Below are 21,053 nucleotides of genomic sequence, written 5' to 3'. Positions count from 1 at the left end.
CGCGGAAAAAATATCCCGGCCACAACCGGATCCACGGATGGAAAATAATGACGCGAGAAATACGAGAGACACGAAACCTTAGGCAAGCGATCAAATACGCCCTGCAGTTTCTCGCCATTGCCCTGATGACAACTCGAGCCTTCGCTACTGATCACATACAGGGATTGGTGGAAGGCGCAGACAGCCCCATCGCAGCGGCAGAAGTGACACTCTGGCAAGCCACGTCCACCGCTCCCCGAAAGCTGGCGCATACGGAATCCAGTGCAGATGGACGTTTCGAACTGCCCTTTTCCGGAGCACCCGCTGATAGCGGGATTCTTTATCTGACGGTTTCCGGTGGTCGTCCATCCGCCGGTGCACCCGGATCATCCAATCCAGCAATCCGTTTACTGCTGATTCTCGGCTGTGAACCTCCGGCACAAGTGACCATTAATGAATTAACCACCATAGCCTCCGCGTGGACCGCCGCACGTTTCCTGCAGAATGACACGCTAAGCGGCCATCCACTCGGTCTCAAGATTGCCGCCGGTAATGTGCCGAACCTTGTAGACCGCCAAACCGGCGGACTGGGCCCCGTTATCCAGAACCCCCTTAACAGTTCACAGACGCCAACGCTGGCAAGATTCAATACCCTGGGCGCCCTGCTGGCAGCCTGTATCCAATCCGTGGACCACTGCGAACGACTATTCGAAGCGACGACACCGCCGGGTGGCACGGCTCCCAATAACACCCTCAGCGCTGCGGTAAACATCGCCCGCTACCCCTGGTACCAGGCGGAAAAACTCTTTGCACTGTTTGATAGCTTTTACCCCCTGGCCACCGACAAACGCTGGCGCGACACACGTTTTATTCCCTATCTCAATTTCGCGCCCAGCGCCTGGACACTCTCGCTGGTCTACACCGGTGGCGGCCTCAATTCGCTGGGCGGCATGGCCATCGATGGCGAAGGCAATATGTGGGCGGACGATAACTTTCTCGTCGGTGCCCAATCCACGATTTTTGCCGGCTTCGGCGGCGGACTCTCCAAACTCGCTCCCGATGGAAAGCCGCTTTCGCCAATGACCACCGGCTTTCGCGGTGGCGGTATCGACGGACCGGGATTCGGCATCGCCATTTCCGCCGACGACAAGGTGTGGGCCACCAGCCTCGCGGGTAAAAACATTTCTGTGTTCGACCGCGTAACCGGCAAACCGCTGTCACCGGAAACCGGTTACGACTTCGACGGAAAGCTAGGTGCCATGCAGGGAATCATCGTGACCCCCTCCGGCGATGTATGGGCTTTGGATAATGCGCGCGACCAGATTGTCCACTTGCCCGGTGGCGACGCTGCCAGAGGGCGAATTCTCGGCCGCACCGTCAACGGCAAACCCATTGACGGTACCCTTCAGGTCAAGGCGCCATTTCACCTGGCCATCGATCAGCAGGACCGCATCTGGGTGACCAATAGTGGCGGTGACACTGTCACCCGCTTTCACGCCAGTGATCCGGGCCAGGCCGAGCAATTCAAGGTGGGCTTTGCGCCCCGTGCCATCGCCATCGACAGTCGCGGTAATGCATGGGTTGCCAATACCGTTGGTCATCCCAGCACGAAAGAGAAACTCGCGTTTATCGAGGCAAAGCTCAAAGCCAGGAGGGAAAGCCACAAAAAGGGCATATCGGAAGAAGCCAAGGCCGCCCAGGAATGGATCGACCTCTATGAAATTATCACGCGATTCCCCGGTGGCGATGTTTCCCTGCTCAGTCCCGAGGGGAAATTGCTCGGAACCTTTGACGGCAATAAAAGCATCGTCGGTGCCTGGGGCATTGCCATCGACGGCAACGACCAGGTATGGATCGCTAATTCCACCGGCCGCTCGATCAGCCAGTTGTGCGGTGTTCAAACCGACACCTGCCCACCGGGCTTCACCACCGGACAGGCCATCTCCCCAAAGCCCGGTTATATCGGGGGACTGCAAATTGTCACGGATGTGGCAATCGATCCTGCAGGTAACGTCTGGGTGGCCAACAACTGGGACAAACCCGACGAGGGTTTCAAAAAACAACCAGATGAAGCGCTGTCGACACGTTTTGGGGGTAATGGCGCGGTGGTGTTCTTTGGCCTGGCGGCGCCGGTGAAAACACCGCTGCTTGGTCCAGTTCAGATTCCCGGGGAATAGCCCCGAAAAATATAAACGAGCGTTACAAGCCGACCAAGCTGATCGGACTTCCCTTACATCCGACGATTTGTTGTCGATAAATTTGCGCAAATAAAAAAGCACACCGCCAAAAAAGTAACTACTTTGTAGAGTGCTATCGGAAAAACTGCAGTAACGGGTGGGGCGAACATGTATTTTCCGATACAGGAAGAGCCTGCGCGTCCACTGTAAAAGCCCGTATTTCCCGCAAATAAACACATATAAAGAGGAAATAAGCGATGATTTACACCAATCCCGGGCAATATGGCGCCCTGATCAACTTCAAACTCCGTTACGAAAACTTTATTGGTGGCGAGTGGGTGCCTCCGGTAGAAGGTATTTACATGCCCAACGTTTCGCCGGTTACCGGTGAAGTGTTCTGCGAAGTCCCTCGCTCCTCCGCCGCGGATATCGACCTTGCCCTGGATGCCGCCCACGCCGCGAAAGACGCCTGGGGCAAAACCGCTGCCGCCGAGCGCGCCAATGTGCTGTTGAAAATTGCCGATCGTATCGAACAGAACCTGGAAATACTCGCCGTCGCAGAAACCTGGGACAACGGTAAGGCGGTACGGGAAACCATTGCCGCGGACATACCCCTCACCGTCGATCACTTCCGCTATTTCGCCGGCTGCCTGCGCGCCCAGGAGGGCAGTATGGCGGAGCTGGATGAGCACACCGTCTCCTACCATATTCATGAGCCCCTCGGTGTGATCGGCCAGATTATTCCGTGGAACTTCCCGATCCTGATGGCAGCCTGGAAACTGGCGCCGGCACTGGCGGCCGGCAACTGTGTGGTGCTGAAACCCGCAGAACAGACCCCCGCCTCCATTCTGGTGCTGATGGAGCTGATCGGCGACCTGTTGCCCCCCGGGGTGGTCAACGTGGTCAATGGGGTCGGCGAAGAGGCCGGCCAGGCGCTGGCCACCAGCAAGCGCATTGCCAAACTCGCGTTTACCGGTTCCACCGCCGTGGGTGGACATATCCTCAAATGCGCCGCCGACAATCTGATTCCTTCCACCGTGGAACTCGGCGGCAAATCCCCGAACATCTATTTCGCCGATGTCATGCAGCAGGAAGAGGCGTATATCAGCAAGGCGGTGGAAGGGCTGGTGCTGGCGTTCTTCAATCAGGGCGAAGTGTGTACCTGCCCGTCGCGGGCACTGATTCAGGAATCCATCTACGACGATTTCATGGAGCAGGTAGTGGCGCGCACCAAGGCCATCCAGCGCGGCAATCCGCTGGATACCGATACACAGATCGGCGCCCAGGCATCTCTGGAACAATTCGACAAGATCATGACCTACATCGAGATCGGCCAGCGCGAAGGTGCGGAAGTGATTTTCGGTGGCGGCGCGGAACAGCTGGGCGGCGACCTCGCCAAGGGCTATTACGTACAACCCACCCTGCTCAAGGGCCACAACCAGATGCGCACCTTCCAGGAGGAGATTTTCGGACCGGTGGTGGGCGTCACCACCTTCAGGGATGAAGCGGAAGCACTGGCCATCGCCAACGACACCGAATACGGCCTCGGTGCCGGTGTGTGGACCCGGGATATGAACCTAGCCTACCGCATGGGCCGCAATGTCCAGGCCGGGCGTGTATGGACTAACTGCTACCACCAGTACCCGGCCCACGCCGCCTTCGGCGGTTACAAGAAATCCGGCATCGGCCGCGAGACCCACAAAAAAGCCCTGGAACACTACCAGCAGACCAAGAATCTATTGATAAGTTACGACACCAACCCGCTCGGATTTTTCTGATCCATCATTCAGATACCCGAACATGAAGAGGGGAGCTCAAGCTCCCCTTTTTAATCCGCGGTATTTGCACCCGCCCGCCCACGGTATGAACAAGCCTAAGACAGCCAAGTCGCACCTTCGTGGCCAGCATGTTATAAATCATGCCAGCCACCAATATACTCAAAAATTGCCGTATTAAAAAAGCACGCTTATGCGATTTTTTCAGTCTATATGTTTTTTGTTTCTTCTCAGTTTTACCTTGCCTGGTCTTGCCGAGGAACGCCGTGAAGGTATTCCGATGTCACCTATCGGACAATATATCGGAAACGGTTACATCATCATTCCCGCAGAGGATTCCGTTTTTTTCGGTGGGACAATTACAAAAGAGTCCGTAGATGCGCTTATCCAATCACTCGATCAGGAAGCCGCAGTGAAAGACAACCGCTGGCTAACTATCGCCAGTGGCGGAGGTGATATTTACGCAGCAATGACTCTGGGGCGCTACCTGCACAGAAACGAGATGAATATCAACGTGGCCGGAATTTGTGCGTCCGCCTGCGCCGCCTACATACTCCCCGCCGGATTCCTTAAAGTGGCCACGTCCACGGACGATATCCTGTTTCATCGCGGCAGTCGTACAACTCCAGATCAATCCAGACAGGACGCCCTGTTTGCGATGGAAAGCATCGAGCAAAAATTCTCGCAAACCGGTGCAGCCAGTGTTGCCTTCGACCAGGAATATATGTTTGCACAACTGCAAAAAATCAGGGAAACGGAAATAGCCTATTTTGATGAAATCGGATTGAACCGGGACTTCAACAGCTGCTACCTGGCCCCGGCCATCCTCGATGAATCCAGGCAAAAGAATATCAACTGGTGGACCTATCCCCGGGAAACCCTGAAAGCGCTCGGCCTCAGTAACCTGATCATAGAGCCATCCACAGATGTTTCCGACACTGCAAAGCAGATCCTCCACGTGGCCATGCTGCAAATGCCCGCGGAGCACAGAACGGTTGGTGAAGTGTCCAGTACTGACGGCAGCGCTTGCCGGTTAAGCGGCATACTGAACAACTGGCCAGGGGAAGGTGAGCGGTGGATTCATCCGCGGATCGATTCACAGTTTTATTTATATGCATATTTTTCGTTATTCACCGAGCTTTTGGATGGCGTATTCTGCACGGACTGTACTGGTGTAGAAGGGCTACCATTCAAAAAGCCTAGTTATACAATGAGCTTTGGGGATAAAGAAAAGTTGTTGATCAGCGGCGAGGTTGCATTCTACAGCGTCCACGAATTATTCGATGACTTTGGGGATAACCATAAAGTATTGACGCTTGATGGCGTGGCGCTAGACCGTGATTCCGCAAGGCTACTCGGTATATCCCTTGCAAAGTCGAATCAAAACATCGAAATCAAACAGTGTAATAAAACCTGCACAGCCTACCTGCACGCACCCTATAAAGGCACTGCCTGCGGCGCAATCCGCAATATCACACCAGAAGATTTGGAAGCCGCTCTCGTTGATAAAGAAGCCTACATTCGCGCAGCCCGAAAAGGGTACCTGGCCACATTGCGCGAGTGGCTCGACTCTATCCACGCAAATTACGATATCAGCGAATTGGAATCTCTCAGCGAGAAACTCGCTCAAACCAGCCTGAATCGCTACTTGGATGAACAGAGAGAACTGGACAAAAAATATCAACAAGACATTCTTTCATCCACCTGCAACTCACCCGAGCTGGCGTCTCAGTGACACCTCAATCTGGCCACCGCAGTAACCCCGCCCCCAGGTCTCGCGCCTTTCCTCAAGGAAGGGCCGGATAGCCGGGCGGGCTTCCACCCGTTTTACCAGCGCGGCAATACCCGGGGCATTTTCCAGAAGATCTTCTTCGAGAGCCGGGAATGCATACACCATGGTACCGAACAGGGCTGCGGTGGCGATGTCGGCGACGGAGAGTCTGCTCCCCAACATAAATCCCTTGTCGTCTTGCAGGCCGTGGTCCCGGCCGGTAGTCTCGAAAATCTGCATCCAGTCGGAAAGACGGGCAAAACGAAAAGCCTCCCAGCTTTTTTTGTCCCACATTTTCAATCCGTGGAAGTTGGTGATTTCCAGCAGGATATCGTTACAGTCGAGAATGGTCTTCAGCGCCAGCGTGCGTGTTTCTGCACGCTTGGGAATAAGCTCATGCTTTTCTGCCAGATACATCATGATCGCCGGCATTTGTGCAAAGTATTTCTTGAGTGCGCAGTCGTAAAGATAGGGAGAAGCCATGCCCGGGTTGTGTATTTTCAGGCTGCGCTCGGGATAAATTTCGCTGGCTTCTAACCGCTGATAGCCGGCACCCACCTCCTGTAACAGCAATTCGATAAATACACCGCGGAACGGCAGGTCCCAATAATAAAGTCTGTAGTCCACAGATTTCTCACTCGGCAGTGCCCGTGGCGCAGTCATAGTCAAACTCACGGCCGGATTTCATGGTCATCAGCGCCAGCCTGACGCTATAGGTATCAAACAGATCAGGAGACCGATCACAAGCTCTACGTAACAAACCAGCACCGGTTGCGAACCGAAACGCATATTCGGGACGTTTACCCGTTCGTTCCAATGTCAGCACGCCGAGATAAGTGATCCTTTCCGGAATGACTTCGAACCTGATCGCTTTCGCGAAGTGCAGATCATCACGGGTGCAGTGCAGGTTATTGGAGCGGTCCAAGTGAGAGATTCCATATGAACCCACCAGGATTTTCTGAATTGGCTGTTGCGAAGACAGATGCAAGGTCCCTCGCCGGCCTGTCAAACCAAGCCAGTAATCCTTGCGCGCCCCTTCGTCCATGGAATAAAAGTCAAACACAACGTATCCATACTCCGGGCTGGCACACGAAGCCAGAAAAATGCAGAACAGAAAAAATAGCTTTTTCATCGAAGATGGTTCGTTTTGAACGGTAGCGGTGCAATCAGTAATTCACTCACCAAAATGGTGCAAAGGCTGCGGTATCCTATTTTTAGGCCAAGGGGATATCGGCCAGAGAAAATCCGGCCACGAACGATAACTTTCCCGCTGTCTACTATAGTCAAAGCGGCGTGCCTTATGGCTTGTTCGGCTTAATCCGATGGTATCCAACCACTTTGTCGAATCTAATTTTCACGGACAGATCCACCTGCATCGAGTTGGGTATGCAATTTGCGTAGTGCAGATGGCGATTGATGGTCAAAACTGACAAACCTGTACTCCTGACCATTATTTTCCAGCACGCGTGGATGTCAGGCGGATCTGGTAGGAACCCGGGTTCAATAAATACCCGGCTATCTGCGGTCCCATGAATAACCGAGGCTAGTAATTAAGAAACAGGACCGGTATTTTCAGGCCGGTGTCGCAAAATTTTTTGTGCCGAGTTGCTGCGTAAATTCCATTCAGCACTCTGATCGACCAATCAATGATCACAATAAGAGAAAGTTCCACAAGAACTATTGGGTAACCATCATGCTTTGTAACCTTCCCCTCATTCGCCGTCGTGCCTGGCATCTCGGGCCTCTTTTCACCGCCTTTCTGGCACTTGCCGGTTGCGGAGCGCCGTCAGATCCCAACAGCGAAGCCAGCAAGCCCGCCGCGGTGCAACTGGACCCCACCAGGCTTGCCGCAGACCAGACACTGGTACGAGGGAATGGCTCAGAGCCGGAAACTCTGGATCCGCACAAAATGTCCGGTGTCGTTGAATCCGGCATTCTGCGTGACCTGATGGAAACCCTGGTGATCGCAGCTCCCGACGGCGGTGTGCGCCCCGGGGTTGCCGAGCGCTGGGAGACCAGCGACAACCAGCATTACACCTTTTATTTACGCGAGGATGCCAAGTGGTCCAACGGTGAACCGGTAACCGCGCAGGATTTCGTCTACGCCTGGCGCCGCGTCACCGATCCCGCGACAGCCTCCAAATACGCCTGGTATCTCGCCGCCGGCAAGCTTCAAAATGCCAAAGACATTACCGAAGGCAAGCAACCGGTGGAAAACCTGGGTGTTGAAGCAGTGGATGACCACACCCTGCAGGTAACCCTGGAAGCACCCGTGCCCTATTTTGTGGCAATGCTGGTGCACGCCTCCACCTCACCAGTGCACAAAGCCACCATAGAGAAATATGGCGATCAGTGGACCCGGGTAGAAAACTATGTGGGCAACGGTGCGTTCAAGCTGTCGGACTGGGTAGTGAACGAGCGCATCGAATACATCAAGAATGAACAGTACTGGGATGCGGACAACGTAAAACTGCAAAAGGTACGCAACCTGCCGATCGCCTCCCCCAATGCCGAGCTGAAACGTTACGAAGCCGGTGAAATCGACTTCGCCTACCAGATTCCCATCGAACATATTAAGCGTCTGCAAAAAGAGCGCGGAGAAGAGGTCAAGACCACCCCGTATATCGCCACCTACTACTACGAGTTCAACACCACCGCACCGCCCTTCAATGACCCGCGCGTGCGCAAGGCACTGGCCTATGCCATTGACCGCGACATCATGGCGTACAAAGTCATGGGTCGTGGCGAACAGCCCTCGTTCCACCTGACCCCAAGTATCGTCCAGGGCTTCGACGCCCCGCCCACCCCGTGGAGCCAGATGAGCCAGGCGGAACGCGTGGCCAAGGCCAAGGAGCTGCTGGCGGAAGTCGGTTACACCGAAGAAAACCCACTCAAATTCAAATTGCTCTACAACACCAATGAGAACCACAAGAAAGTGGCCGTGGCCATCACCGCCATGTGGAAACAGGCATTGGGTAACGTCGAAGTGACACTGGAAAACCAGGAGTGGAAAACCTACCTGGACACCCGCGCCAATACCAATTTTGATATGGCCCGCGCCGGCTGGATCGGCGATTACAACGAACCTTCCACCATGCTGAAACTCCTGCTCAGCACCGGCGGCAGCAACTACAGCAAGTACAATAATCCGAATTACGACCAGCTGATGGCCGTAAGCTCCAAGGAAATGGATATCGACAAACGCGCGGCCTATTACGCTCAGGCCGAGGAAATCCTGGCGGAAGATATGCCGATCGCCCCCATCTACCAGTATGTCATCCAGCATATGGTGAAGCCCCATGTCGGTGGTTACGCCGCCGATCCGCTGGACAACTACTACTCCAAAGACATGTGGATTATCGAACACTGATGAAATGTCAGCCCGGGAGCGCACTGCCGTTCCCGGGTGTATTCGGTAATAAGGCAGGGATGTGCTGTTGGACACCTGAATTTCCAGCAGCACCATCTCGAATAAAAATATAAAGAAATACCACTTATGTTGAAATTCATCGCCAAACGCGCGCTGGAAGCCATTCCCACATTGTTTATTCTGATTACCGTCTCGTTTTTCCTGATGCGCTTTGCTCCCGGTAATCCATTCTCCGCAGAAATTGCCATGACCCCGGAGGTGATGGCGAATATCGAAGCCAAATACGGCTTCGACAAGCCCGTGTACCAGCAGTACTTCAATTACCTCGGCAGCCTGCTGCAGGGCGACCTGGGGCCCTCGTTTAAATACAAGGACTTCTCTGTCAACGAGCTGGTGGCCCAGGCGCTACCAGTGTCCGTCAAAATCGGTTTGTTCGCGTTTATTGTCGCCGTCACCTTCGGTGTCGGTTTCGGCACCATTGCCGCACTGCGTCAGAACAGTTGGCTCGACTACACCATCATGACCAGCGCCATGGCCGGTGTGGTAATTCCCAGCTTCGTACTCGCGCCGCTGCTGGTATTGATCTTCGCCATCTGGCTTGAATGGTTACCGGCTGGTGGCTGGCACAATGGCGCTGCCCAGTATGTGATACTGCCGGTCCTCGGTATGTCCCTGTATTACATCGCCTCCATCTCCCGCATCATGCGCGGCAGCATGATTGAAGTACTGAACTCGAATTTTATCCGCACCGCCAAAGCCAAAGGGCTGTCCATGCCCTATATCATTGTGCGACATGCTCTGCGCCCGGCGATCCTGCCGGTGCTTTCCTACCTGGGCCCGGCACTGGTCGGCATCATTACCGGCTCGGTAGTAATTGAAACCATTTTCGGCCTGCCCGGTATCGGTCAGCTGTTCGTTAATGGCGCCCTCAACCGCGACTACTCCATGGTGCTGGGCCTGACCATTCTGGTGGGTGCCCTGACCATTACCTTCAATGCGATCGTCGACATTCTGTACGCAGTGGTCGACCCCAAAATCCGCTACTCCTGATTCGAGGCTTACCTGATGTTATCCACTACAGCCAATAAAGAAGCGGTTGGAAATTTTTCAGATCAGCTGGAGGTGAAGGGACGCAGCCTGTGGGACGACGCCCGCCGGCGTTTTTTCAGCAATCGCGCGGCCCTCGCCAGCCTGGTCATTCTGGGGTTGATTACCCTGTTCGTATTTGTGGCGCCGATGTTCAGCCAGTTTGCGTTTGACGATGTCGACTGGGCTGCCATGCACGCAGCGCCGTCGATGGCGTCCGGGCACTATTTCGGTACCGACTCCCTCGGACGCGACCTGTTTGTACGTATCGCCATGGGCGGGCGCATTTCTCTGATGGTTGGGGTTATGGGCGCAATGGTAGCGGTATTGATCGGCACCCTGTACGGCGCCGCTGCCGGATTTATCGGTGGGCGTACCGACCGCGTGATGATGCGTACCCTGGAAATTCTTTACTCCTTTCCATTCATGTTTTTTGTCATCCTGCTGGTGACTTTCTTTGGTCGTAACATCCTGCTGATCTTTATCGCCATTGGCGCAGTCAGCTGGCTCGACATGGCCCGGATCGTGCGCGGCCAGACCCTGAGTATCAAGGGCAAGGAATTCGTTGAAGCGGCTACGGTATACGGCGTTTCCAAGTGGGCGATGATTACCCGTCATATCGTCCCCAACGTGCTGGGCATTGTCGCCGTTTACGCAACGCTACTGGTACCGCAGATGATTCTGTTTGAATCCTTCCTCAGCTTTCTCGGGCTGGGGGTACAGGAGCCGATGACCTCCTGGGGATCGCTCATGAACGAAGGCGCACAGACGATGGAAATTGCCCTGTGGCAGCTGATCGCGCCGGCCGTATTTATGGTCACCACCCTGTTCTGTTTTAACTTTATTGGCGATGGTCTGCGTGACGCGCTTGACCCGAAAGATCGCTGAGGAGTGCGCCATGAATTTACTCAACGTTAAAAATTTGCGCGTGGAATTCACCACGCCGGAAGGCGCGGTAACCGCCGTCAACAACCTGAACTTTTCCCTGAATGCCGGTGAAACCCTGGGCATTGTGGGGGAGTCCGGTTCCGGAAAAACCCAGACCGTGTTTTCCATGATGGGCTTGCTGGCCAAAAACGGGATTGTCAGCGGCAGTGCCCTGTTCAAGGGGCAGGAAATCCTGGGCTTGTCGGATCGCGAGCTCAATAAAATTCGCGCGAAACAAATCGCGATGATTTTCCAGGATCCCATGACTTCCCTGAACCCCTATATGAATGTGGGTAATCAGCTGGCGGAAGTACTGGTAAAACACAAAGGGCTCAGCAAAAAAGCCGCGCTCGCGGAATCCGTGCGAATGCTGGATGCGGTCAAGATTCCCGAGGCACACAAGCGCCTCAAGATGTATCCGCACGAGTTTTCCGGTGGTATGCGCCAGCGCGTCATGATTGCCATGGCGCTGTTGTGCAAGCCCGAGCTGTTGATTGCCGATGAACCCACCACTGCACTGGATGTAACCGTACAGGCACAGATCCTTACGCTGCTGAACGAGCTGAAGCGGGATTTCAATACCGCAATCATCCTGATCACCCACGATCTGGGTGTGGTGGCGGGTGCCTGTGACAAGGTACTGGTGATGTATGCCGGACGCACCATGGAATACGGTAGCGCCGATGATATTTTTTACCGCCCCACCCATCCGTACAGCGAAGGTCTGTTGAAAGCCATTCCGCGTCTGGACATCGAGGGCGACACATTGCCCACGATTCCCGGCAACCCGCCCAATCTCCTGAACCTGCCCACCGGCTGCCCGTTTCAGGAGCGCTGCCACTGGGTACACGAACGCTGCCGTCAGGATGCCCCAATCCTCGATACCTTTGACGGCGCACGCATGCGCGCCTGCCACGCCGAAGCCAAACAGATTCTGGAGACCAGCGCATGACGACCGTAGAAAAAGAATTGTTGCTGGATGTCCGGGACCTGAAGGTGCACTTTTCCATCAAAAAGGAAAACGCCTGGCCCTGGAGTAAACCGTCCAACCTGAAAGCCGTGAATGGTGTTGACCTGCAACTCTATGCCGGGGAAACCCTCGGTGTGGTGGGCGAATCCGGCTGCGGTAAATCCACTCTGGCGCGCGCCATTATCGGCCTGATCAAAGCCACCGATGGCAACGTACTGTGGCTTGGACAGGATCTTACCGAACTCGACGACAAGGCCCTGCGCGCGACCCGCAAAGACATCCAGATGATTTTTCAGGATCCGCTGGCGTCCCTGAACCCGCGCATGACCATCGGCGATATTATCGCCGAACCTCTGCGTACCCTGCGCCCGGATATTCCCAGGAAAGAGGTGGCTGACCGGGTCCAGGCCATGATGATGAAAGTGGGCCTGCTGCCAAACCTGGTCAACCGGTATCCCCACGAATTCTCCGGCGGCCAGTGTCAGCGTATCGGTATTGCCCGCGCGTTGATTCTGGAACCCAAGCTGATCATCTGCGATGAGCCGGTATCCGCGCTGGACGTTTCCATTCAGGCACAGGTGGTCAACCTGCTGAAACAACTGCAGCGTGAAATGAACCTGTCGCTGATTTTTATTGCCCACGACCTATCCGTGGTCAAACACATTTCTGACCGGGTCGTGGTGATGTATCTGGGTAATGCGGTGGAGATTGGCACCACGGAAAAACTGTTTGCCGCGCCCCAGCATCCCTACACCCAGGCGCTGATGTCTGCGGTGCCAATTCCGGACCCGGAAAAGGAGAAGAACAAACAGATCCAACTGCTCGAAGGCGAGCTGCCATCGCCGATCAACCCGCCAAGCGGCTGCGTGTTCCGCACCCGCTGCCCCAAAGCAAGCGCAGACTGCGCGCAGCAGATGCCGACCTTGCAGGGCAGCGCAGAACACCAAAGTGCCTGCCTCCTTAATCATCCGTCTCCCGCCACCACCTGAGCGGAATACTCTCCAGATCGCTGCCTTTTCCAACGGAAGACACGCAGCCAAAAGATCGCACCGGGCTTTATCCACAGCCCGGCTGCGAACTGAGAACCGCTGCTACCAGCTCTCAGAAACGCTGACCCATTCACTGTCTATTCAGATCACCATTGTTACTATTCGCGCCAATGGCCTAGATCAAGCCTAGATCAAGAAGACAGTGGATATTCAGTATGAAATTCAATACCACCGCCCTCGCCGCGCTGATTTGCGGCACGCTCACTGCCAGTCTCGCTACCAGTGTCCACGCCGAACCCCCCGAAGGCCGCGGCTGGAAAAAGCACCACAAGCATGAGCACCACGAGCGCAAGGAAGAGTACTGGGACGGCAACTGCAAGGTCGAGCGCAAATGGAAGCGCAACGGCGACTATGTGGAAGAGCGCAGCTGCAGAAATCAGCGTGACTATTCCGACCGCAACCACCATCACCACCATGGACGGCAACCTGTCCGTGTGGTGGTACTGCCCCCCTGGTTCAACCAGCAGGCGCCGGAGCCAGAGTACCGCCCGGAATGGCGGCCGGCACCGCAGCCCACCACCGCCACCCGCTGTAACAGTGACCGGGTCGGCAGCGTACTGGGCGGCCTGATCGGCGGTGTTATCGGCCACCAGATTGGCGATGGCCGCGGCAACACCGCAGCCACTATCGGCGGCGCCATTGCCGGCGTGCTGATTGGCGGCAACATCGGCAGCAAGATGGACCAGCGCAACCAGGCGTGCGTCGGACAGGTACTGGAGTTTGCTCCCGAGGGCGAACGCGTTACCTGGCAAAACCAGAACGGTAATGAACAATACACGGTAACCCCCGGTGCTTTCGAACAGCGCGGCGACCAGTACTGTCGCTCCTTCGTCACCGAGATTGTCGGGCAGGGCGCCCAGAGCGCGCAAAGTGTTGCCTGCCGTCGCCCGGACGGCAGCTGGGCACCGGCCTACTGATCCCCATCAATCCAATTGCACCCCAGCCACCGGCGATCGCCCCCGTGGCTGGGGCCAGCCCAATCAACCTCGACTAACCGCCGTAAATCACTGCGTCAGGTATCCGGTAGCGTTCGGGACCAACGCTAATCAGGTGGTTGTCGTCCTCCCGTGTCACCGTGAATTCGCGGTACCCTTCTGCTTCCGCGGTGTCGGCGCCTGTTGCAATCCCCATCCTGAAGAACAGCGCCCGCGGATAACCGTTTGCCCGCGTGATGACCACGGTGGCAAAGCCGCCACCTGCGCGGGCTACGCCAAAGTCGCACCAATGATCACCACAGGGAATCTTGCCCGTTGCGTCGAAGTCTCCCCGGCCAGCGCGCAGCGCCGAATCGTCTAGGCCCGCAGGCATGGTGCCATCGGGAGCGATCGCGGGCGTCAGGTAACCCGCCGCAACGTAACCGACCGGGCCGCCACCAAAACGCTGTACATAGCACCAGAGCTGCTCGCCAACGGCTTCACACCCCAGGTTGTCGAGGCGATCACCATCCGCAAAGCGCCCAATAACATCTGCAGAGGCGGAAGCTGCCTTCCTCAGTTTCAGACCGGATGATGCACCGGCCACCTCCCACACTCGCGGGCCGCCATCTTCAACACTTGCCGTGGGCGGAATCGGGTCGAAAATGTAGATGCCGGCATCCGCCAACAGGCTGAGAGAAAGCCTGCCATCCTGAATCATGTATCCGCGCACCATCGGTGCGTCTTTCGCAAACTTCCCGCCCAGATTGTGGCCCCCACAAGCGGCCAGTGTCGCCGCTACCTGGCTCAGTTCAATCTGTCCATTGGACGGGTCAGCCGAGGGTTTCAGTCTCCACTGCGCGCTCCCGCGGTTGCAGTCGAGCTGCATCGTCGCTGTGCCGTCTGCGCCGAAGCGGATCTGAACGCTGACCGGCGTATCAGGCCGAAGTGACCCGACACCATCATTCATCGAACGAAATTCCGATAAGCGCCACGCCGTGTCTTCCAGTACGCCGCCGTGAACCAACATCGCGCCTGCGAAAAATAGAGAGCAAACAGCCGCCATTCGTTTTACGTGGCAGAAGAGCGCGGACTTTACGGGTTTTTGCTTGCGGGTTTTGCACATATCATTCTTCTCTGTTAGCGGTTCCCGGTTGCACTCAGGCAGACTGGCCTGACGCTGAAGTCTATAGCAGTGTAATATCCGCTCGATCGGCAACGTATTGCCACAGCCGTTTTTGCTGTCCATATTATCCGGCTTCTGCCTGCAGAAATTACCGGCCAGACAAACACAACCGCGCTTAGGAACCCCATGAGCGAAACGGATACCCTGATGGACCAGGGCACAGCGGTCAGTGCGCCCGAACCTGACTCGCAAGAACCGTCGAATACCACAGCGCCGGAAGATACATACGCGCTGCAGGAATCCCCTGTCTGCGGCAATTGTGAAACACCGCTGCTCGGCCCCCACTGCCATGCCTGCGGCCAGCCGGCCAAAAGCCTGTTGCGGCACTTCCCGGAATTGATCGGCGACTTCTTCGGAAGCGTATTCGGCCTCGACTCCCGCATCGCCCGCACCTTCGGCCCCCTGCTGTTAAAACCCGGATTCCTCACCAACGAATACTTTGCCGGCCGCCGTGTGCGCTATGTAAGCCCGGTGCGGCTATTCGTATTCCTCTGCCTGACAGCCTTTTTCGTTGCACAGCTCAGTAGCGACTGGAATGATTTTTCCCCGGTCGAGATTAGGGACAGCGACCAGATAACAGAAAACTTCGATATGCCTGCGGTGGAGGGCGATATATCCACCGCAACCACGGTTGAGGAAGTCATCCGCCTGCGTGACCAGGCACTTGAGGAACTGCAAACGGCCGCGGAGGAAGAAGACCAGATACCAGGTATCCGCGGCATGCTGAAGGGAATGGAGCATGTGATCCGCGACCGCGCGCAACAGCGTATCGCCGAACTGGACCCCGCTGCTGCAACCACCGCCGCCAACGCCGTCACCGAATCCGGCGACCCGACATCAGAAAATAGTTTTACGCCACTGCAGATCGACGGTGCACCCGAACCCGTCAATGCCTGGCTCGCCCGTCAAAGTGAAAAACTGAAAGACAATGTAAAGCGCATACAGGACGATCCCAACCTGCTGAAGGACGCGCTGTTCGGATCCATCCCGTCCGCACTGTTCCTGCTGCTGCCGTTTTTTGCGCTTCTCCTTGGCATCCTGTATCTGTTCAAGCGCCGCCTGTACATGGAGCATCTTATCGTCGCCCTACACAGCCACGCCTTCCTGTCGCTGGCGCTGCTGCTGATGGTGATCCTGTTCGACCTGCGCGCCTGGCTGACCGAGCCCGAGACGCTTAGCCACCAGTTGTTCAGCACTGCCATTGTCGCGCTGGGCTGCTGGATGCCGATCTACCTGTTACTGATGCAGAAGCGCGTCTACGGCCAGGGCTGGTTTGCTACTTCGGTCAAGTATGTCTTGCTTGGCTCCTGCTACCTGATCCTGCTTCTAACGGCTACGACGTTTACCGCGCTGGCTAGCGTGGCCACCCTTTGAGCGAATTTTAAAGCACCTCAAGGTGAGTAATTACAAACTCACCATCCACATACAACGCCACGCCCGATACGTAACTGCTCACACACGTTTTTAGTGCGACTTCAGTAGCTACAACACCATGTGTCCTCATGTTATAAAAGGCGCCACTTGTAATGTGACATCACCACACGGCAAGCGATACCAGTGCCGGGGCAAGCTTTATTAGCCCTTTCCATAGAAAACGAATCCCGGATGAACAATGCTTAAATCAATAAAAATTATTTCATTATCACTGCTGAGCGTAATTGGCGGCTGCGCAGCTTTGCCGCTGACTATCCCCGTGACACCAGAAGAAGCCTCAGCCATCGGCAAGTCCACCGTTACCATTACCCACCAACAGACTCAGGGCTTCCTGTTCAATACACCAAGCACTGCCCTGGTCAACGCCGGTATGGCGGAGTGGGTGGATCCGTCAAAGGCCATTACCTGGGGCGGCGTTCTCAAAGGTAATCGCGTGCCTGACTTTACCGAATCCGTGGCGAACGAATTTAAAAACCAGGTAACTGAAAGCATTGTATTCATCGATTCAGGGCAGACAGAACCTCTGGATCAATCGGCAGATTTTTCTCGCCTGACAAGCAAATACAATACCGACTACATTCTTGAAATCCGGACATTCTACGGCGGCTTTTCGTACGGCCCACTGGCCTGGGACACCTATAATCTCAACTACTCCGCCGATGCCGTTGTCGTTCGCACATCGGACCAAGCAGCGGTGTGGAAGATGAAATGCGATATAGGACCAGAGGAAGGAAACCCGTTAAAGGTTCCCGGTGAAGACTTCCTGAAGGAAGATGGCGAGAAATTCCGAGCGGCGGCGGCCTATGCCACTACCTATTGTGGCAAACAACTCGCGCAGAAATTCTTGAGTGCACTGGGTAAATAAAGCCCTCAAGAATTCCTCAGCCACTCTTTTATCTGCAAGAACAAGAGTGCCCCGGCAGCAAGCGGGTTAGCGAGCTGCCGGTAAACCAACACACCGCTGGTTCACGACAGGCAGCCCAACTGGATGTGACAACTAATCGCTATCCAGAAGCGTCAACTCACCCAGTCCCAGATCCTGCAAACGATCGAACTGGGTTTCGCGATCCCCCACCACCAGCCAGATCATCGAACCGGGCAGCATGTAGCTTTCGGCAATCTTCTGTACGCGTTCCAACGTCATCCCCTTTGCCACCGCCTCACGCTCCCGCACATAGTCTGCCGGCCAACCGAATTCACTCATGTTCTCCAGCAGACCCAGCTTGGCGCGGGCGGTTTCAAACGCACGGGTGTTGGCGCGTACTAAATAGGAGCGGGACACATCCAGGTCTCGCTCGGTGTAGGTGGGACCGTACTGTTTGAGGATATCGTTGATCAGCTGCACCGATTCCGCGGTGACATTGGCACGCACGCCGCTGCCGATGGCGAACTGTCCCTCGTCTTTACCGCCGCTAACATTTGAGCGAATGCCGTAGGTGTAACCCTTGCCCTCGCGCAGTTGCTGGGTCAGGCGCGAGGCAAAACCGCCACCGCCGAGAATGTAGTTGGTGAACACCGCCGGATAATAATCTTGCGACACCGCCGGCATCGCCAGGCGACCGATGCGCAGCACCGACTGTTTGGAATCCGGCACATCCACAAAATAAATCCCGGGTTTGGCCGGCTCGGATTTCGGTTTGGGGATGGTTACTGGCCTGGCGGGCCACTGTTTTGCCAGCGGTTTGGCTGCGGCCATAAAGTCTGCCTGCGCAATATCCCCCACCACATGGACACGCGCCACGGACGGTGACAGGTAAGTTTTGTAGTAGGCCTTGAGATCTTCCATGGTAATGGCCGCTACCGAATCCTCGGTACCCAGGCCACTGTAACCACGAATACTGTCCTTGCCGTGCAGCAAGCGCGCGAACTTTTTGCTGGCGATGGCATTCGGTTCCGCGGCGGCGCGTTGGATCTGGCTGGTTACGCTTTTCTTCGCCAGCACCAGTTCCTTCTCATCCCAGCGCGGTTCCAGCAGCATTTCCTGCAACAGCGCAAACACCTTGTTGAAGTTCCGCGCCAGCGTGGTCACGTCGAAACGGAAAGACTCCTGCCCGGCAGAAACACTGATGCTCGCACCGAGTTTCTGGATTTCTGTTTCCAGTTCCTCCGGGGTACGGTTTTTGGTACCGCGCTCCATCAGCATGGCGGTCAGGTTCGCCACGCCGATTTTATCCAGGCGCTCCTGCAACTGGCCGCCATCAATCACCAGGCTGAACGTAACCGTTGGCACTTCACTGTTTTCGATGCCGAAGACTTCGATACCGTTCGCCAGCTCGCCCTGCCACACATCCGGCACCGCGGTTTCCGCCGCACTGCCATAAGCCGGTTCTGTGCTGCGGTCGAACTTCGACGGTGTTTTCTCGTACTCCGCACTGGCGGACGTATCGAACTGCGCTTCGGCGCCGTTGACGATCTGCTCTTCTACCACTTGTGCCTCGGTGGAATCCGCCAGTGCCAGCGCCTTTTCTCCACGGGGCACAAAGCTGGTGGCCACGTACGGCTTACCCTTGATGTACTTGTCGTACACCCGCTGCACATCCTCCGCGGTAACCGCCAGCAGCCGCTCGATATCCTCGCTAACATACCCCGGGTCATTCGCGTAAATCTGGTACTGGGCCAGCTGGAAGCCCTTGCCCAGTACACTGGAGAGGCTGTTGTAAAACGCCACTTCCTGGCCCGCCTTGATCCGCTCCAGATCTTCCTCGGCGATACCCTCTTTTTCAAACAGGGCAAAGCCTTTCTCGATCCCCTTATACACATCGTCCAGATTGCCGCCGGCAAACGCCTGTACCTCCAATTGCATCTGCCCCGCCAGCTCGGATTCATACGCAGCCATAGCCACATACGCGGTCAGCTGCTCGTCTTCCACCAGCACCCGGTACAGGGGCGCGCGTTTGCCGACGGAGAGATATTCAGACAGCACCGCCAGCGGATAGCTGTCCGCGCTGTAGCGCGGCACCGTCGGCCAGGCCATGCTCAGCTGGGGCTGGCGGGCGAAGTTGTCCTCGTAATAGAGCCGCTTGGTTTCCTTCAGGGTGACCGGCTGCTTGGGCGCGCGCTCGATGGCCTCGCCCGCGGGGATCTCACCGAAGTACTTCTGCACCAGCGCCTTGGCCTGCGCCGGATCAAAATCCCCGGCCACTACCAAGGTCACGTTGTTGGGCACATACCAGCGGCGGAAAAAGGTCTTCACATCGTCCAGGGTGGCATTGTCCAGATCCTCCAGCGAGCCGATCACCTGCCAGCTGTAGGGGTGGCCCTCCGGGTAGAGGTTGCGATCGATCACATACTGGCTGTGGCCATAGGGGCGGTTATCCACACCCTGGCGCTTCTCGTTCTTCACCACCTGCTTTTCTTTCGCCAGCACCGGATCGGTCACCGTATTGATAAACCAGCCCAGCTTGTCCGCCTCCGCCCACAGCATTTTCTCCAGCGCGTCCTTCGGCACCGTCTGGTAGTAGTTGGTGACATCCCGGGAAGTGGAACCATTGGCCCCGGAACCGCCAATCCGCGCACTCATCGCATCCAGCCCGCCCTTGCCCAGGTTCTCGGACTCCAGGAACAGCAGGTGCTCGAACAGATGGGCAAAGCCGGTGCGCCCCTCCTTCTCCCGCGCCGAACCCACATGGGCGGTCAGCGACACCGCCACCACCGGATCGGAGCGGTCGATGTGGAACAGCACATTGAGGCCGTTATCCAGCTGGAACTGTTCGTACTCAATGGAGAAATCGGGCTTGGCTTCTTGCTCGGCCGGTGCCTTTGACGCCGCCTCTGTTTGCGACTTCGGCTCGGACTGGGTACTGGAGCGGTCGCAGCCGAACAGGCCGAGAGCCGGGATGGAAAGTGCGGTCAGCAGCGCCAGGGAGGCGGTAAGGTTGCGGGGCATGGGGCGATCCTTTGCATTGTTATGCAGAGGAAGATAGCAGGAGTGGTGGGCTTGGGCGATGGATAACGGGAGCCTGAGTTCAATTCAGACACTGATGAAAAAACCTAAAATCCTACAATATGCTTTCAAAAGAACTCGCATATTTGTGACCGCACTCAGTGTCGCATAAGGTATGGAAGCTGACTCGCAGGTTCAAAATAGCAAGTCCCAAAATCTTAGTATTCTAGAAAAGCAGGTAATCGAACTAGTGCGCGAACCAATATGTCCATCCACACACAAACATTTACGAGCGGCTTAACTTACCAGTAAACGCCTAATTTGCTCGCACAGCTCTATGTAAAGGAAATAAGCAGTAGTTACTGCCGAATAACCACACTCAGGTATGTAACCACTCACACACCTGGTTTGGTTTACTCTAATACTACTTATCATGATATAACTTGCGGAAAGCAAAATGTGACGCAACTCACAACTTTTCGCGGTATAAAGAAAGTCGTACGGAGCCTACAAAAGAAAAGCCAATGAATTA

General features: G+C 55.9%; 15 protein-coding genes. 11 read left to right on the top strand and 4 right to left on the bottom strand.

Annotation, left to right across the window (positions count from 1 at the left end; genetic code table 11):
• Positions 1 to 47: 47 nt before the first annotated feature.
• The 3 genes from PVT68_RS14230 (at position 48) to PVT68_RS14220 (ending at position 5,666) form a co-directional block, all read left to right on the top strand.
• Positions 48 to 2,156, top strand: coding sequence for an NHL repeat-containing protein (locus PVT68_RS14230; RefSeq protein WP_280319132.1), 2,109 nt, complete (start codon positions 48 to 50; stop codon positions 2,154 to 2,156).
• 257 nt (positions 2,157 to 2,413) lie between these two features.
• Positions 2,414 to 3,934 carry an acetaldehyde dehydrogenase ExaC gene (gene exaC / locus PVT68_RS14225; protein ID WP_280319130.1) on the top strand — a complete coding sequence of 507 codons (1,521 nt, stop codon included), beginning with the start codon at positions 2,414 to 2,416 and terminating at the stop codon, positions 3,932 to 3,934.
• A gap of 190 nt (positions 3,935 to 4,124) precedes the next feature.
• Positions 4,125 to 5,666 carry a hypothetical protein gene (locus PVT68_RS14220; protein WP_280319128.1) on the top strand — a complete coding sequence of 514 codons (1,542 nt, stop codon included), beginning with the start codon at positions 4,125 to 4,127 and terminating at the stop codon, positions 5,664 to 5,666.
• Here PVT68_RS14220 and PVT68_RS14215 read toward each other — a convergent pair.
• Both PVT68_RS14215 and PVT68_RS14210 read right to left on the bottom strand, forming a co-directional pair.
• A complete protein-coding gene (locus tag PVT68_RS14215) occupies positions 5,643 to 6,329 on the bottom strand; it encodes a glutathione S-transferase (RefSeq protein ID WP_280319126.1) in 687 nt (228 codons plus the stop codon). The two genes, PVT68_RS14220 and PVT68_RS14215, sit on opposite strands and share 24 nt — an antisense overlap.
• 7 nt (positions 6,330 to 6,336) lie before the next feature.
• The gene (locus PVT68_RS14210) at positions 6,337 to 6,834 is read right to left on the bottom strand and encodes a hypothetical protein (RefSeq protein ID WP_280319124.1); all 498 of its coding nucleotides are present in this window, start codon (positions 6,832 to 6,834) and stop codon (positions 6,337 to 6,339) included.
• 561 nt (positions 6,835 to 7,395) lie between these two features.
• On the opposite strand from PVT68_RS14210, the gene PVT68_RS14205 reads away from it, so the two are divergent.
• The 6 genes from PVT68_RS14205 to PVT68_RS14180 all read left to right on the top strand — a co-directional run bounded on the left by PVT68_RS14205 (position 7,396) and on the right by PVT68_RS14180 (position 14,021).
• The gene (locus tag PVT68_RS14205; protein WP_280319123.1) at positions 7,396 to 9,072 is read left to right on the top strand and encodes a peptide ABC transporter substrate-binding protein; all 1,677 of its coding nucleotides are present in this window, start codon (positions 7,396 to 7,398) and stop codon (positions 9,070 to 9,072) included.
• Between the two features lie 126 nt (positions 9,073 to 9,198).
• Positions 9,199 to 10,122: an oligopeptide ABC transporter permease OppB gene (oppB, locus tag PVT68_RS14200; protein WP_280319121.1), complete on the top strand. Its 924-nt coding sequence runs from the start codon at positions 9,199 to 9,201 to the stop codon at positions 10,120 to 10,122.
• Between the two features lie 15 nt (positions 10,123 to 10,137).
• Complete coding sequence (gene oppC, locus PVT68_RS14195) at positions 10,138 to 11,046, top strand: oligopeptide ABC transporter permease OppC (protein ID WP_280319120.1); 909 nt, start codon at positions 10,138 to 10,140, stop codon at positions 11,044 to 11,046.
• A 10-nt stretch (positions 11,047 to 11,056) separates the two neighbouring features.
• The gene (oppD, locus tag PVT68_RS14190) at positions 11,057 to 12,037 is read left to right on the top strand and encodes an oligopeptide ABC transporter ATP-binding protein OppD (RefSeq protein ID WP_280319118.1); all 981 of its coding nucleotides are present in this window, start codon (positions 11,057 to 11,059) and stop codon (positions 12,035 to 12,037) included.
• Positions 12,034 to 13,044 (top strand): murein tripeptide/oligopeptide ABC transporter ATP binding protein OppF, encoded by a 1,011-nt coding sequence (gene oppF / locus PVT68_RS14185; protein WP_280319116.1) that lies wholly within the window; start codon positions 12,034 to 12,036, stop codon positions 13,042 to 13,044. The genes oppD and oppF overlap by 4 nt, the downstream gene beginning before the upstream one ends.
• A gap of 215 nt (positions 13,045 to 13,259) precedes the next feature.
• The gene (locus PVT68_RS14180; protein ID WP_280319115.1) at positions 13,260 to 14,021 is read left to right on the top strand and encodes a glycine zipper 2TM domain-containing protein; all 762 of its coding nucleotides are present in this window, start codon (positions 13,260 to 13,262) and stop codon (positions 14,019 to 14,021) included.
• A 73-nt stretch (positions 14,022 to 14,094) separates the two neighbouring features.
• Here the strand turns inward: PVT68_RS14180 and PVT68_RS14175 are convergent, their stop codons facing one another.
• Positions 14,095 to 15,048 (bottom strand): SH3 domain-containing protein, encoded by a 954-nt coding sequence (locus PVT68_RS14175; protein ID WP_280319113.1) that lies wholly within the window; start codon positions 15,046 to 15,048, stop codon positions 14,095 to 14,097.
• Positions 15,049 to 15,330: 282 nt separating this feature from the next.
• Between PVT68_RS14175 and PVT68_RS14170 the strand changes: the two genes are divergently transcribed.
• A complete protein-coding gene (locus tag PVT68_RS14170; RefSeq protein ID WP_280319110.1) occupies positions 15,331 to 16,578 on the top strand; it encodes a DUF3667 domain-containing protein in 1,248 nt (415 codons plus the stop codon).
• A gap of 238 nt (positions 16,579 to 16,816) precedes the next feature.
• Entirely contained in the window at positions 16,817 to 17,503 is a 687-nt protein-coding gene (locus PVT68_RS14165) for a hypothetical protein (RefSeq protein ID WP_280319108.1), read from the top strand.
• Positions 17,504 to 17,635: 132 nt separating this feature from the next.
• Here the strand turns inward: PVT68_RS14165 and PVT68_RS14160 are convergent, their stop codons facing one another.
• Positions 17,636 to 20,524, bottom strand: a complete 2,889-nt coding sequence (locus PVT68_RS14160) for a M16 family metallopeptidase (RefSeq protein WP_280319106.1) — start codon at positions 20,522 to 20,524, stop codon at positions 17,636 to 17,638.
• Positions 20,525 to 21,053: the final 529 nt, after the last annotated feature.

Source organism: Microbulbifer bruguierae, from assembly GCF_029869925.1.
In the GTDB taxonomy this organism is placed as follows: domain Bacteria; phylum Pseudomonadota; class Gammaproteobacteria; order Pseudomonadales; family Cellvibrionaceae; genus Microbulbifer; species Microbulbifer bruguierae.
This window is presented reverse-complemented; position numbering and strand designations above follow the sequence as displayed.

What these genes read in the sequence shown, in the direction of transcription:
- PVT68_RS14230 (WP_280319132.1), top strand. Translation starts at nt 48, where the DNA reads ATGACGCGAGAAATACGAGAGACACGAAACCTTAGGCAAGCGATCAAA.
- exaC (WP_280319130.1), top strand. Translation starts at nt 2,414, where the DNA reads ATGATTTACACCAATCCCGGGCAATATGGCGCCCTGATCAACTTCAAA.
- PVT68_RS14220 (WP_280319128.1), top strand. Translation starts at nt 4,125, where the DNA reads ATGCGATTTTTTCAGTCTATATGTTTTTTGTTTCTTCTCAGTTTTACC.
- PVT68_RS14210 (WP_280319124.1), bottom strand. Translation starts at nt 6,834, where the DNA reads ATGAAAAAGCTATTTTTTCTGTTCTGCATTTTTCTGGCTTCGTGTGCC.
- PVT68_RS14205 (WP_280319123.1), top strand. Translation starts at nt 7,396, where the DNA reads ATGCTTTGTAACCTTCCCCTCATTCGCCGTCGTGCCTGGCATCTCGGG.
- oppB (WP_280319121.1), top strand. Translation starts at nt 9,199, where the DNA reads ATGTTGAAATTCATCGCCAAACGCGCGCTGGAAGCCATTCCCACATTG.
- oppC (WP_280319120.1), top strand. Translation starts at nt 10,138, where the DNA reads ATGTTATCCACTACAGCCAATAAAGAAGCGGTTGGAAATTTTTCAGAT.
- oppD (WP_280319118.1), top strand. Translation starts at nt 11,057, where the DNA reads ATGAATTTACTCAACGTTAAAAATTTGCGCGTGGAATTCACCACGCCG.
- oppF (WP_280319116.1), top strand. Translation starts at nt 12,034, where the DNA reads ATGACGACCGTAGAAAAAGAATTGTTGCTGGATGTCCGGGACCTGAAG.
- PVT68_RS14180 (WP_280319115.1), top strand. Translation starts at nt 13,260, where the DNA reads ATGAAATTCAATACCACCGCCCTCGCCGCGCTGATTTGCGGCACGCTC.
- PVT68_RS14175 (WP_280319113.1), bottom strand. Translation starts at nt 15,048, where the DNA reads ATGTTGGTTCACGGCGGCGTACTGGAAGACACGGCGTGGCGCTTATCG.
- PVT68_RS14170 (WP_280319110.1), top strand. Translation starts at nt 15,331, where the DNA reads ATGAGCGAAACGGATACCCTGATGGACCAGGGCACAGCGGTCAGTGCG.
- PVT68_RS14165 (WP_280319108.1), top strand. Translation starts at nt 16,817, where the DNA reads ATGCTTAAATCAATAAAAATTATTTCATTATCACTGCTGAGCGTAATT.
- PVT68_RS14160 (WP_280319106.1), bottom strand. Translation starts at nt 20,524, where the DNA reads ATGCCCCGCAACCTTACCGCCTCCCTGGCGCTGCTGACCGCACTTTCC.